General features: G+C 67.9%; 13 protein-coding genes and 1 tRNA gene. 9 read left to right on the top strand and 5 right to left on the bottom strand.

The features are described 5' to 3' along the window. Window positions 1-341 precede the first annotated feature (341 nt). A complete protein-coding gene (locus ACPW96_RS13980; protein ID WP_425883800.1) occupies window positions 342-761 on the top strand; it encodes a helix-turn-helix domain-containing protein in 420 nt (139 codons plus the stop codon). Between the two features lie 12 nt (window positions 762-773). On the opposite strand, the gene ACPW96_RS13975 is transcribed toward ACPW96_RS13980, so the two are convergent. Beyond that, a tRNA-Leu gene (locus ACPW96_RS13975) sits at window positions 774-857 on the bottom strand. Between the two features lie 168 nt (window positions 858-1,025). Here ACPW96_RS13975 and ACPW96_RS13970 point away from each other — a divergent pair. The 7 genes from ACPW96_RS13970 to pknB all read left to right on the top strand — a co-directional run bounded on the left by ACPW96_RS13970 (window position 1,026) and on the right by pknB (window position 9,945). After that, window positions 1,026-1,766, top strand: coding sequence for an FhaA domain-containing protein (locus ACPW96_RS13970; RefSeq protein WP_425822193.1), 741 nt, complete (start codon window positions 1,026-1,028; stop codon window positions 1,764-1,766). Then, complete coding sequence (locus ACPW96_RS13965; RefSeq protein WP_425822195.1) at window positions 1,763-2,320, top strand: FHA domain-containing protein FhaB/FipA; 558 nt, start codon at window positions 1,763-1,765, stop codon at window positions 2,318-2,320. The genes ACPW96_RS13970 and ACPW96_RS13965 overlap by 4 nt, the downstream gene beginning before the upstream one ends. Before the next feature lie 7 nt (window positions 2,321-2,327). Continuing rightward, window positions 2,328-3,566: a Stp1/IreP family PP2C-type Ser/Thr phosphatase gene (locus ACPW96_RS13960; RefSeq protein ID WP_425822197.1), complete on the top strand. Its 1,239-nt coding sequence runs from the start codon at window positions 2,328-2,330 to the stop codon at window positions 3,564-3,566. Further along, window positions 3,563-4,954, top strand: a complete 1,392-nt coding sequence (locus ACPW96_RS13955; protein WP_425883798.1) for an FtsW/RodA/SpoVE family cell cycle protein — start codon at window positions 3,563-3,565, stop codon at window positions 4,952-4,954. The genes ACPW96_RS13960 and ACPW96_RS13955 overlap by 4 nt, the downstream gene beginning before the upstream one ends. Before the next feature lie 37 nt (window positions 4,955-4,991). Continuing rightward, window positions 4,992-6,449 carry a peptidoglycan D,D-transpeptidase FtsI family protein gene (locus ACPW96_RS13950; protein ID WP_425883796.1) on the top strand — a complete coding sequence of 486 codons (1,458 nt, stop codon included), beginning with the start codon at window positions 4,992-4,994 and terminating at the stop codon, window positions 6,447-6,449. After that, a complete protein-coding gene (locus ACPW96_RS13945; protein WP_425883794.1) occupies window positions 6,446-8,179 on the top strand; it encodes a serine/threonine protein kinase in 1,734 nt (577 codons plus the stop codon). Before ACPW96_RS13950 ends, ACPW96_RS13945 begins: the two co-directional genes overlap by 4 nt. Window positions 8,180-8,247: 68 nt before the next feature. Continuing rightward, complete coding sequence (gene pknB / locus ACPW96_RS13940; RefSeq protein ID WP_425883792.1) at window positions 8,248-9,945, top strand: Stk1 family PASTA domain-containing Ser/Thr kinase; 1,698 nt, start codon at window positions 8,248-8,250, stop codon at window positions 9,943-9,945. On the opposite strand, the gene ACPW96_RS13935 is transcribed toward pknB, so the two are convergent. The 3 genes from ACPW96_RS13935 to ACPW96_RS13925 are packed head-to-tail and all read right to left on the bottom strand — an operon-like array spanning window position 9,942 to window position 11,633. Further along, window positions 9,942-10,613 carry an anthranilate synthase component II gene (locus tag ACPW96_RS13935; RefSeq protein ID WP_425883791.1) on the bottom strand — a complete coding sequence of 224 codons (672 nt, stop codon included), beginning with the start codon at window positions 10,611-10,613 and terminating at the stop codon, window positions 9,942-9,944. The genes pknB and ACPW96_RS13935 overlap by 4 nt on opposite strands. Before the next feature lie 58 nt (window positions 10,614-10,671). Continuing rightward, on the bottom strand, window positions 10,672-10,827 hold the full coding sequence (locus ACPW96_RS13930) for a hypothetical protein (RefSeq protein WP_425822209.1): 156 nt from the start codon (window positions 10,825-10,827) through the stop codon (window positions 10,672-10,674). Next, complete coding sequence (locus ACPW96_RS13925; RefSeq protein WP_425883790.1) at window positions 10,827-11,633, bottom strand: class E sortase; 807 nt, start codon at window positions 11,631-11,633, stop codon at window positions 10,827-10,829. Before ACPW96_RS13925 ends, ACPW96_RS13930 begins: the two co-directional genes overlap by 1 nt. A gap of 52 nt (window positions 11,634-11,685) precedes the next feature. On the opposite strand from ACPW96_RS13925, the gene ACPW96_RS13920 reads away from it, so the two are divergent. Beyond that, entirely contained in the window at window positions 11,686-11,922 is a 237-nt protein-coding gene (locus ACPW96_RS13920) for a cell division protein CrgA (RefSeq protein ID WP_425822213.1), read from the top strand. 92 nt (window positions 11,923-12,014) lie between these two features. On the opposite strand, the gene ACPW96_RS13915 is transcribed toward ACPW96_RS13920, so the two are convergent. Beyond that, entirely contained in the window at window positions 12,015-12,890 is an 876-nt protein-coding gene (locus ACPW96_RS13915) for a rhomboid family intramembrane serine protease (protein WP_425883789.1), read from the bottom strand. Window positions 12,891-12,914 lie beyond the last annotated feature (24 nt).

Here is a 12,914-nt window from a genome sequence, read left to right as displayed (position 1 = left end):
CTGCTCTTGGTGCCGGGCGGTCAACACTGGCCGCGTCGAAATGTTAGCGCTAACTGTTAGCGTTCACAATGCCCAGTCGAGTTCGTCATGAATGAGCCGCCAAACGGTCCTGTGAGCGCAAACATCGTGTCGCGGTCGCGCTCGGTCGTCGCTTCACCGTCTCTGCGAGCCGGCCCTGCGTCCGGCATACCCGGAAAACGAGTGAAGGGGCCACTTTCGGGACCCCTTCACAGAACTGTGCGCGAGGGGGTGTCTGGTTTCAGGACATCGTGGACGCATGTCTCGGGACATCGTGAACGGGTCCAGCGGTGCTGGGGGGATGTCTCGGGACATCGTGGACGGTGGCCAAGTACGAGGTGCTCATCAAAGCCGTCACTGTCCAGGGACTGTCCTATCGGCAGGTCGCTGCCCGCTATGGGGTGTCCAAGTCGCTCGTGCACAAGTTGCATCGTCGCTGGCTGGCTGAGGGCGACGGCGCGTTCGAACCGCAGTCCAGACGGCCCCGCTCGAGTCCGAACCGCACCCCAGAGACCGTCCGGTCTCGGATCATTGTCCTGCGCGACGAGCTCGTCGCCGACGGGCTGGATGCCGGCGCCGATACGATCACGGAGATGCTCACCCGTGAGGGCATCACGACCTCGCGAGCCAGCGTCTGGCGGATCCTCACCGGAGCCGGAAGAGTCGCAACCCCACCCACGGCTACCAACGCAAAAACGGATAAACCCCCAAAACCGGGGGTTCATCCGTCCGCGATGTCCTGAGACATCACACTGTGCGCGAGGGGGGAGTTGAACCCCCACGTCCTTTCGGACACTGGCACCTGAAGCCAGCGCGTCTGCCTATTCCGCCACTCGCGCAGTTCGCGACGCAGGCGGCTTCTCGCCCGCATCAACCTCCCGAGGATATCACGCCGTACGGAGCCAGCCCGTCGTGCGCCGGCGAACGACTGTGGTGCACACCGTTCTGCGGCCCCACAGGCTGTGCAACTACGATGTCGATACCTGCCTGCCTGCCTGAGGAGTCGTGTGGGACTACTTGACAGCTTCGAGAAGGGTCTCGAGCGTGCCGTGAACAGCGCGTTCGCCAAGACCTTCCGCAGTGGCATCCAACCGGTCGAAATAGCGTCCGCTCTGCGCCGTGAACTCGACACCAAGGCCGCCGTCGTGAGCCGCGACCGCATCCTGGCGCCGAACTCGCTGACGGTGCGGCTCTCGCCCGCCGACGACGAGAAGATGAGCTCGCTCGGCGCCACGCTCGTCGAGGAGCTCGACACGCTGGTGCAGAAGCACGCCAAGGCGCAGGGCTACAGCTTCGCCGGTCCCGTCTCGATCACGATCCGACGCGACGACAGCGTGCCGACGGGGACCATCGGCGTGGACTCCGGCACGGCGGCCGGTCAGGTGTCCTGGCGGGCGGTCGTCGACATCGACGGTAAGCGGCATCCGCTCACGAAGTCCCGCACGGTGATTGGCCGCGGCAGCGATGCCGACATCACGATCGCCGACCCCGGCACCAGCCGCAAGCACGTCGAGATCCTCTGGGACGGCCGGCGCGCCATGGTGCGCGACCTCGGGTCGACCAACGGGTCGTTCCTCGACGGCCGCAAGGTCGATGAAGCCGCCCTCACTCCCGAATCGACCGTGCGCATCGGGCGCACGGAGATCGTGTTCCGCGTGGTCGCGCAGAGCACGCCGCCTCGTCCGCCGATGCCACCGGCGGATGCGACGCGTGCCTACGACGTGCGGGACGGGGGCCTCGCGCCGTGAGCGAACTGACCCTCCTGCTCCTGCGCATCGGCTTCCTCCTCCTGCTCTGGTTCTTCGTCTTCGCGGTCGTCTACTCCCTACGAGCCGACCTGTTCGGCGTCAAGGTGCGCAAGCTTCCCGAGGCGGCGGCGGCCGCCCCGGCCCCCGCCGCCACTCCCGCTTCTCCTCGGGGGGCGCCCTCCGCCTCCCAGGCCGCCACGGCGGCCGTCGCCGCGAAACCCGTTGCTCAGACATCCCGCCCGGGTGGCAAGGCGACGCGAGACGCCGTCTCCCGCATCGTCATCACCTCGGGGCCGAAGGCCGGCCTCGAGCTGCCGATCGGCTCCGAGCCGCTGACGATCGGGCGCTCGAGCGAATCGGGGCTCGTCATCCGCGACGACTACACGTCCAGTCACCACGCCCGGCTCGTGCTGTGGGGCGACCAGTGGATGATCCAGGACCTCGACTCCACGAACGGCACCTGGCACAACGGTCAGCGCGTCTCGACTCCCACGCCCATCCTGGTCGGCGCGCCGATCAAGGTCGGCGCGACGACGTTCGAGCTGCGGAAGTAAAGGAGCCATGGTCTTCGAGGGCTCCAGCGCCGCCATCTCCCACACCGGGAAGGTGCGCTCCAACAACCAGGATTCGGGCTACGCCGGCTCGAACCTGTTCGTCGTGGCCGACGGCATGGGCGGCCATGCCGGCGGCGATGTCGCGTCGAGCCTCGCCGTCACGCGGCTGGAGAGCCTGGACCGGACGTACTCATCCACCGCCGAGGCCGAGCGGGAGCTGCAGCACGCGATAGCGGATGCCGCTGCCGACCTGATCGAGATGGTGCGCGAGCGCCCGGAACTGGCCGGCATGGGCACCACTGTCAGCGCGCTCGTGATGGTCGACGGCTACGCCGTGATCGCCCACATCGGCGACTCGCGCATCTACCTCTACCGCGACGACCAGCTCACGCAGATCACCACCGACCACACCTTCGTCCAGCGACTCGTGGAGTCCGGCCGCATCACCGAGGAGGAGGCGCGGTACCACCCGCGGCGCTCGGTGCTGATGCGCGTGCTCGGCGACATGTCCTCCGACCCCGAGGTCGACACCTTCATCATGCCGACGCAGGACGGCGACAGATGGATGCTGTGCTCCGACGGCCTGTCGGGGGTCGTGGACGACGCCCACACCGCCAAAGCCCTCGGCATGGGGATCGCGCCGGGGCGGACGGCCGACAACCTGCTCAAGCAGGCGCTCGACGGCGGGGCGCCCGACAACGTCACCATCGTCATCGTCGACGTCGGCGGGCAGCATCCCCTCGTGTCGGGCACGCCGACGATCGTCGGATCGGCATCCAATCCGCTCGGGGTGGCCGTGCCCGCCGCACGCTCCGGACGCAGCGGCTGGCTGCACCCGAACCGCCAGGCGGCCAACGAGCCGACGCATTTCGAGCCGGCCGCCGAGTTCCTCGAAGAGCTGATCGAGGAGGATCGCCGCCGCGCCCGCCGACGCCGCGTCGGCTGGATCATCGGCCTCGTCGTCGTGCTCGGTCTGCTCGCCGCCGCCGTCCTCGGCGCCTACAACTGGACGCAGACCCTGTTCTACGTCGGCGCCGATGACGACACCGTCGTGGTGTTCCGCGGCATCCAGCAGGGAATCGGTCCGATCTCGCTGTCCACGCCCTACGAAGACACCGGCATCCTGCTCGATGACCTCCCCTCCTTCGAACGGAGCACCGTGGAGGAGACGATCAGCGCACGATCCCTCGCGAACGCGGAAGCGATCATCGAGCGCCTGCGCGAGACCGCGGAGCAGACCGGATGACGGCGACATCCGACCTCTCGGCCGACACGACGGTTCTGCGGGCGCTCCGCAAGATGCGCCTGCCGCAGACCCAGCGCAACCGCGAACTGGGCCTGCTGATCTTCGCGTGCGCCATCAATGCCGCGGCGATGGCGCTGGTGCAGCTCGGCGCGCTGCGTGAGATCGAGTGGACGTTCCTGTTCTACGGCGGCGGCCTCACCGTACTGGTGTTCGCCCTGCACATCCTGCTGCGTCTGCGTGCCGCGGATGCCGATCCGTTCGTCGTGCCGATCGCCACGCTGCTCACGGGCCTCGGCATAGCGATGATCTACCGCATCGACATCGCGGTCGACCTGCAGGGCTGGGAGGCCTATTCGACCAAGCAGCTCGCGTGGACGGCGATCGCGGTCGTGGGGGCGAGCGCGGTGGTGTTCTTCCTCCGCAACTACCGGGTGCTGTTCCGCTACACCTACGTGTCCGGCCTCGCCGGCATCCTCCTGCTGCTTCTTCCCTTCATCCCGGGTCTCGGTGTGGACGACGCCGGTGCCGATGTCTGGGTGACGATCGCCGGGGTTTTCTCTTTCCAGCCGGGCGAGCTCGCGAAGATCCTGCTCGCGATCTTCTTCGCCGGCTACCTGGTGCGAACGCGCGAGAGCCTCGCGTCGACCGGCACGCGCTTCCTCGGGATGACGTGGCCGCGCGCACGCGAGTTCGGGCCGCTGCTCGTGATCTGGCTGATCTCCCTGGGCATCATCGTGCTGCAGCGCGACCTCGGCACCGGGCTGCTGATCTTCGGCATGTTCGTGGCGATGCTCTACGTCGCGACGGGCAAGACCAGCTGGGTCGTCATCGGTGTCGGGCTCGCCGTGGCCGGCGCCCTGCTCGCATCCCAGGTGCTGAGCTACGTCGGCGGGCGCTTCGCGAACTGGCTCGATGCCTTCAACCCCGAGATCATCGACAGGGGCGGCGGCAGCTATCAGCTCGTACAGGGCATCTTCGGCCTCGCGCAGGGCGGGCTGATCGGCACCGGCCTCGGTCAGGGCCGTCCCTACCTCACGCCGCTGTCGCAGAGCGACTACATCTTGGCGAGCCTCGGCGAGGAGCTCGGGCTCGTCGGAGTGTTCGCGATCCTCTGCCTCTACATGGTGTTCGCGAGCCGAGGGATGCGCATCGGCCTCGCCGGCCAGGACGACTTCGGCAAGCTGCTGGCGACGGGGCTCTCGTTCACGATCGCCCTGCAGGTGTTCATCATGGTGGGCGGCGTCACGCGTCTGATCCCGCTGACCGGCCTGACGACGCCGTTCCTCACCGCGGGCGGGTCGTCGCTGATCGCGAACTGGCTCATCGTCGCGCTTCTGCTGCGCATCTCCGACGGCGTTCGCCGCCAGCCGAGGGTGGTGATCGGATGAGCCCCGTGCGAATCCTGCTCCCCCAGGGAGGTGCCGAGTGACCAAAGAACTCCGGCGGCTGAGCATCGTCATGCTCGTGATGTTCCTCGCCCTCTTCGGATCGACGAGCTGGATACAGGTCGTCCAGGCGGAGACGCTGTCCGAGCACCCCCGTAACACCCGCGCGCTCTACGACAGCTACGAGGTGCAGCGGGGCTCGATCATCGTCGGCGGCGTCGCCATCGCGACCTCCGTTCCATCCCAGGACGTCTACTCCTTCCAGAGGGTCTATACGGATGCCGGCATGTGGGCTCCCGTCACGGGATACATCAATCCGGCGCTGGGTTCTGCTACCGGCATCGAACAGGCGATGAACCCCGAGCTCTCGGGCACCGACGGGTCGCAGTTCCTCTCCCGCATCGAACGCATCGTGTCCGGGCAGCCGCCGCGGGGCTCGAACGTGCTGCTCACGCTCGACGCGGACGCGCAGCGCGCCGCATACGACGCCCTGCAGGGTCTTGAGGGCGCCGTGCTCGCCATCGAACCGGCGACCGGCCGCATTCTGGCGATGGCGACATCGCCGAGCTACGACACCAACCTGCTCGCGACGCACAACACGACGGACGCCCTCGCCGCCTACGACGCGCTGGACGCCGACCCCGGAGATCCGCTGTCCAACCGCGCGATCGCCGGCAACCTCAACCCGCCCGGATCCACGTTCAAGCTGGTCACGGCCGCGACGGCGTTCGCCTCGGGGGAATGGACGCCGCAGTCGACCCTGCCCAACCCCGCGATCTACCAGCTCCCGCAGTCATCGAGCACCGTGCAGAACGCGTGGGGCGGCACGTGCGGTCCCGGCGCGGAAGTCACAATCGCCGAGGCGCTGCGGCTGAGCTGCAACATCCCGTTCGCGGAGCTCGCCGTCCAGCTGGGAGACCGGGCGATCCTCGAGATGGCCGAGTCGTTCGGCTTCAACGACTCGTTCGAATCGCCCCTTGTCTCGACGCCGTCGGAGTACCCGCGGGCGCTGGATGACGCGCAGACCGCCCTGACGGGCTTCGGTCAGGGGCAGGTGATCGCCACGCCCCTGCAAATGGCGATGGTCTCGGCGGGGATCGCCAACGAGGGCGTGGTGATGAATCCCCGGATGGTGGACCGCGTCATCGGACCCGATCTCGCGGTGCAGCAGACGTTCGACGACACGGAGTTCGGGCGGGCGCTGGACGCCGAGATCGCCCGGGAGATGGTCGCCCTCATGGTGCGCAATGTCAGTGACGGCGCGGCCTCGGGTGCAAGAATAGAAGGAGTCGATGTGGCCGGAAAGACGGGCACGGCGGAGAACGGCGAACGCGAACCATATACCTTGTGGTTCACGGGGTTCGCCCCCGCTGACAACCCGCAGGTAGCCGTCGCGGTCGTGGTTGAGAACGGCGGCGGTCAAGGGCAGTCGGGCAGCGGTGACACCATCGCGGCTCCGATCGCGAAGAAGGTCATGGAGGCGGTGCTGAACAGATGAGGCCAACACAGGGTGTGTCTTTCGGCGGCCGCTACGAACTGATCTCTCGGATCGCGATCGGCGGCATGGGCGAGGTGTGGGAGGCCACAGACCACGTCATCGGCCGCACGGTCGCCATCAAGATCCTCAAGGACGAGTACATGGGCGATCCCGGGTTCCTCGAGCGCTTCCGCGCCGAGGCTCGTCACGCCGCTCTCGTCAATCACGAGGGCATCGCCAGCGTGTTCGACTACGGCGAGGAGAACGGCAGCGCGTTCCTTGTCATGGAGCTCGTACCGGGCGAGGCCCTGTCGACGATCATCGAGCGCGACGGAGCGCTCGGCGCCGACAAGACCCTCGACATCGTCGCGCAGACCTCCGCCGCGCTCCAGGCCGCGCACGCCGCCGGTCTCGTGCACCGCGACATCAAGCCGGGAAACCTGCTGATCACGCCCGATGGGCGCGTGAAGATCACCGACTTCGGCATCGCCCGCATCGCCGACCAGGTGCCACTGACCGCCACCGGTCAGGTCATGGGCACCGTGCAGTACCTCTCGCCGGAGCAGGCCTCCGGTCACGCCGCGTCGCCGGCCACCGACACCTACTCGCTCGGCATCGTGGCCTACGAGTGCCTCGCCGGCAAGCGCCCCTTCACGGGCGAGTCGCAGGTGGCGATCGCCATGGCCCAGATCAACGAGCAGCCGCCACCGCTGCCCCCGACGGTCGCCGTCCCGGTGCAGAACCTGGTCATGGCGATGATCGCCAAGAAGCCCGAGGACCGGCCGGCCTCCGCCGCGGCCGTCGCCCGTGCGGCCAGCGCTCTGCGGCGCGGAGACGTCGCGGCCGCCGCTGCGGCCGTGCCGGCGATCGCGACCGGAGTGGTCGGCGACGACGCCACGCAGCTGCTCGGCGCGGCGGGCGAGGACGCGACGCGTCTGCTCCCCTCGACGGCGGCCGTGCCGGTCGAAGAACCGGTGAAACGCAAGCGCAGCCCGTGGACCTGGCCCCTGATCGCCCTCATCGTGCTGCTGCTGCTCGTGCTCGGCGGAACGCTCTGGGCGGTGCTGACCAATCAGACGCCCGAGGCGGCTCCGTCCACATCGAGCTCCCCACCGTCGCTGCCACCCACTCCCAGCGCGACGGCGTCGCAGACGCCCGTGGACACGCGGGTCGATGTGGACGCACTCGCGCTGACAGGGAAGACCTGTGACGAGGCACGCTCGATTCTCGTCGATGCCGAACTTGTCGCACAGTGCGCGACGGGCAACGCCGCCACGAGCGACGACCAGGTTGGTCTCGTCTACGACTTCCAGCCCCGCGGAAGGCTCGCCGAGGGCACCGAGGTGACGGTGACGGTGTACGGCCCCGTCGTCGCCATCGGCGGTCCGCAGAGCGCGCCGACCCTGACGACGACCGACGGTAATCCTGTTACGCCTCCGATCCCCGCAGGCTCGACTGCACGACTGAACTGGCAGAACTTCACTTGCCCATCCGGTACAGGAACCCTGAGCCAATACACCGTCGCGCTGACGAACGCCACGTTCACGGAGAATCAGCCGGACGAGCAGGTCTTCCCGCCGGACGTGCGGCAGGCCAACATCGTGGTGAGCCAGGACGCGGTCGGGCAGAACGTGACCGCCATTTATACCGCCACGTGCAACGGCGGTCCGCGCGAGTCCGATCCGTCCCCACCCATGGATGTGCTGATCACCGACGCCGGGACCGACGAGGGGGAGGAGGGCGGCGAGTGACGGGGAGTGTTCGCCGTGTCCGCCTAGGCTAGGCTCGAAGCTTGTTTCACCACCCTGGGAGTCGATCCGTGTCGAGCGAACCGCGCGTCCTTTCGGGCAGGTATCGCATCGACGAACTCATCGGACGCGGCGGCATGGCCAGCGTCTACCGCGGATATGACATCACGCTGGGCCGCAGCGTCGCCATCAAGATCCTCCGTCGAGACCTGGCGAACGACAACGCCTTCCGCACGCGTTTCCGGCTCGAGGCACAGGCTGCCTCGCGCATGGCCAATCCCACGATCGTGCGCGTCTTCGACGCCGGAGAAGACACCGTCACCGACGCCTCCGGCACCCACCCCGCTCCGTACATCGTGATGGAACTCGTGCACGGTGCCCTGCTCAAGGACATCATCGCGGCGGGCCCGGTGCCGGTGACGGACGCCGTTCGATATGTCGACGGCATCCTCGAGGCGCTGGAGTACTCCCACCGCGCCGGTGTGGTGCACCGCGACATCAAGCCGGGCAACGTCATGGTGACGGACTCCGGCCAGGTGAAGGTGATGGACTTCGGCATCGCCCGCGCCGTCTCGGACTCCTCGTCGACCGTGGCGGAGACGACCTCGATCATCGGCACCGCGGCATACTTCTCGCCCGAGCAGGCGAAGGGCGAGTCGGTGGATGCCCGGGCCGACCTCTACTCGACAGGGGTGGTGCTCTACGAACTGCTGACGGGTCGCACCCCGTTCCGCGGGGACTCGCCCGTGGCCGTCGCCTACCAGCACGTCAGCGAGACACCGGTCCCGCCGTCGGAGGTCATCGCGACCGTTCCGCGCGCCTTGGACGCGGTCGTGCTGCGCGCCCTGGCGAAGGATCCGTTCCATCGATACCAGGACGCCGCCTCGTTCCGCGAGGCGGTGGATGGCGCCGTCGATGGCAAGGCGCCTTCCAAGCGCCAGCTCGGCTCCCTCACCAGCGAGCTCTACGGACCCAACCCCCGCCAGGCGGCGGAAACCGCCCGTTCGCTCCGCCAGCTCACCACCGACACGACGATGACCCGCACGCAGAGCGGTCCGCCGGTCGCGTGGATCTGGGCGGGCGTGGCCGTGCTCGCGGTTCTGCTCATCTCGGTGCTCTTCTGGGCCGTCACGATCCGACCGGCCTCGGAGGTGCCCACCAACGCTCGCATCATTCCCGATGTGACCGGGATGACGTACGAGGAGGCGAACGAGGCGCTCGAGGCCGAGGACCTGGTCGCGTATCGCGCCGAAGAGGCGAGCAACGATGTCGCCCTCGGCGACGTCATCCGCAGCGAGCCCGAAGTCGGGGCATCTGTGTCCCCCGGCCAGAGGGTGACGCTCTACGTGTCCCGGGGCCCCGAAACGAGCGTGGTTCCGCCCCTCGAGGGACTGCTCGAAGAACCGGCACGTGCCGCGATCACCGCTGCAGGCCTGTCCATCGGCGCCATCACCCAGCGCAACGATCCTGCCCTGGCTGCGGGCACCGTGATCTCATCCGATCCCGAGTCCGGCGACGAGGTCGATCGTGCGACGCCCGTGAATCTCGTGCTCGCCACGGGCCGCGTGGTGCTCCTCGACTACCGGGGGTTCACTGTGGAGGCGGCTACGCGGGCGCTCGAGGCCGAGGATTCCCAGCTGTTCGTCGAGCCCCTCGAAGATCCTTCCTGCGCGGCGTCCGACCCCGCTATCGTCGTCGCCCAGTCCATCCCGCCGGGAGAGGCGACCGTGCACGCCACCATCACCCTCACCTACTGCTCCGGGTCCTAGCTCGATCGCTCCCGAGCTTCGGCCGCTGACGATTCCGGCGCCGTAGGCAGCGGGTGCAGCGCCGACGAAGCCAGCACGGCACCCGGCATCCCGACCGCAGACAGCCAGTTCGCGAGCAGCCGGTAGCCCCCATCGGTGAGCACCGACTCCGGGTGGAACTGAACTCCCCAGATCGGCAGCGAGCGGTGGGCGATGCCCATGATGACCCCACCGTCGGTGCGGCTGGTGACGACCAGTTCCCTCTGAAGGGTTTCCGGCTCGATGGCCAGCGAGTGGTATCGCGTCGCGGTGAACGGGTCAGGGAGCCCGTCGTAGAGCGGCGAGCCGTCGTGATGGACGAGCGATGTCATGCCGTGCATGAGCTCCGGTGCGTGCCCGACGGTGGCGCCGAATGCCTCGGCGATCGCCTGGTGACCGAGGCAGACGCCGAGCAGCGGCATCCGCGACTCGGCGGACGCACGGACGACGGCGATGGACGCCCCGGCATCCGCGGGAGCACCCGGCCCCGGCGAGACCAGCACGCCGTCGTACCCCTGGATCGCGCGCGCCGGGTCGCTGATCTCGTCGGCCTCGATGAGGTGCACCTCGGCGCCGAGCTGTTCCACGTAGCCGACCAGGGTGTGCACGAAGCTGTCGTGGTTGTCGACGACCAGCACCCGCGTACTCATGTCCCGCCTGTCGTCTCCTGCGAACGCGAGATCCCGCCGGGGGCACACCCTGCGACCGTCACTCGACGGTCACCTCCTGCGGATTCACGATCTGGCTCACAAAGGGGAAGACGAAGAAGAAGAGGGCGTAGAGGATGGCGACGGCAAGGATCAGCAGGATGAGAACCCGTACCCACCACGGGCCCGGCAGCACCCGCCACAGCGCCCCGTACATCAGACTGCCGCGTCCGTCAGCGACGTGGGCGGTCCCTCGGCCCGAGGCCGGAACGACTCGAAGATGCTGTAGCCCACGATGCGCTCGGCCAGCGAGAACTTGGGCGAACAGCTCGTCATCGTCAGGTAGCGCCCGTCCGCCGGGGTCCCCGGCGCCTGCGGCACGTCCTCGAGCACGTCGATCTCCGAGGGCTGCACGTACTCGAGGTTGCGGAACCGGTAGGTGTACCACCCGACGGGCGTCTCGATGACGACCGCGTCGCCGACATGCAGCTCGGCGAGGCGGGCGAACGGCGCTCCGAATGTCGTTCGGTGTGCCGCCAGGGCGACGTTGCCGACCTGACCGGGCATCTCCGTGTCCGGGTAGTGTCCGATGCCGATGTGGTCGAGGGTGCCGGCGCGTGTCACGCCCCCGGCGATCATGGTGGCGTACTCGGCGCCGAACCGCGGGATCCGCATGATCCCGAACACCTCGGTGTTGCCCGGCTGGTCGAGCACGATCGGCTCCCACACCTGTTCCGGAGCGGTCGTCGCGGACGGGTCGGGTGAGCCGGTCGGGTCTGGAGTGGCCGGTACCGGTACGGGAACCTCGTCGGCGGATGCATCCCATTCCTCGGAGAGCTCCTGGCCCGCGGCGTTGTTCTGCGCGCCGTAGATCATGTCGCCGATCCAGAGCTGCCAGCCGACGTAGAGCAGCACGACGATCCCCAGCGTGATGAGGAGTTCACCGAGCACGCCGGTGACGGACGTGCGCCGACGGGCCCGTCCGAGAGGCGCCTCCGGGGAGGCAGCGGTTCGCCCATCCACAGGGCGAGTCTACCGAGCACGCCCGTACGGAGCCTGGCAGTAGAATGGCGGCATGGCACGATCTGACAAGGGTGACGAGCAAATCGAACGCAGCGAAGCGGATGTCGCACCCAATCCGGTGTGGTTCAAGCCGGTGATGATCGGCTTCATGCTCCTGGGCCTCGTCTGGGTGCTGGTCTTCTACTTGAGCAACATGGCCTTCCCGATCCCAGGCATCGGCGCGTGGAACCTCGTCATCGGCTTCGGCATCGCCTTCATCGGGTTCCTGATGACCACCCGCTGGAGATAGCGGGAATTACACGCGTGTCATTCGTCCACATGTGTGGATGAACCTGTGGATAACTCCGCCCCATCGCCGAAGACGACTCCGACGCTCGCGGCTCAGGTGTAGATCGTTAGCGGGATCAGCAGCAGTGCGCCGAGCCCGGCGACCAGTGCGCAGAGCAGCAGAATCTGCAGCCCTCGCAGGCGCGGACTGCGGGTGCGCGCGAAGATCAGCCCGATGAGCGCTCCGGTGACCAGGCCCCCGACGTGCGCCTGCCAGGAGATGTTCCTGCCAGGAAGAAATCCCAGCACCAGGTTGATCCCCAGGATGATCGCGATGAAGGTGATGTTGGCACCGATGTGCCGTCCGATCACCAACAGAGCGCCCAGCAGTCCGAACACCGCTCCGGACGCGCCGATGACACCGACTCCGAACCCGAGCAGAGCCACGGCGACGGAGCCGCCGAGTCCGCTGATCAGATACAGCGCCAGGAACCTGACGTGACCGAGCAGAGGCTCGAGGCTGCGGCCGATCATCCAGACGGCTAGCATGTTCAGCGCCAGATGCAGGAAGTTGTCGTGCACCAACAAGCTGGTGAGCAGTCGCCACGGCTGGAAGGTGCCGGTCAGCTGGGGGTAGAGGAACGGTGCGAAGAAGGCGAGCCCTTCCCGCACGGGCGAATTCGGAATCATCTGCGTCAGGTACACGAGCACCGTCACCGCGATGACGCTGTAGGTCACGACAGGGCGCTCGCGGGATACCACGGCCGACGCCGACCCCCTGGACCACCGTCGCTGAGCCTTGACCTGGGCGGGGGTCTGAGACTTCTGCTGGTCGCGCATGCACTCCGGACAGATCACGCCGACGGCCGCCTGCGTCTGACATTCCGGACAGATCGTGCGCAGACACCGCTGGCACAGCACGAAGCTCTGCCGGTCCGGATGCCGGTAGCAGAAGTTCTCGCTGTTGCGGGCGAACTGGGGGGATGTCACGGGGTGATCGACGTCACAGGTCTG

Source organism: Micromonospora sp. DT81.3 (assembly GCF_049847225.1).
GTDB lineage: Bacteria > Actinomycetota > Actinomycetes > Actinomycetales > Microbacteriaceae > Microbacterium.
This window is presented reverse-complemented; position numbering and strand designations above follow the sequence as displayed.

Coding starts and splice junctions, on each gene's coding strand:
- ACPW96_RS13960 (WP_425822197.1), top strand. CDS start 2,328: ATGGTCTTCGAGGGCTCCAGCGCCGCCATCTCCCACACCGGGAAGGTG.
- ACPW96_RS13955 (WP_425883798.1), top strand. CDS start 3,563: ATGACGGCGACATCCGACCTCTCGGCCGACACGACGGTTCTGCGGGCG.
- ACPW96_RS13945 (WP_425883794.1), top strand. CDS start 6,446: ATGAGGCCAACACAGGGTGTGTCTTTCGGCGGCCGCTACGAACTGATC.
- ACPW96_RS13935 (WP_425883791.1), bottom strand. CDS start 10,613: ATGAGTACGCGGGTGCTGGTCGTCGACAACCACGACAGCTTCGTGCAC.
- ACPW96_RS13930 (WP_425822209.1), bottom strand. CDS start 10,827: ATGTACGGGGCGCTGTGGCGGGTGCTGCCGGGCCCGTGGTGGGTACGG.
- ACPW96_RS13920 (WP_425822213.1), top strand. CDS start 11,686: ATGGCACGATCTGACAAGGGTGACGAGCAAATCGAACGCAGCGAAGCG.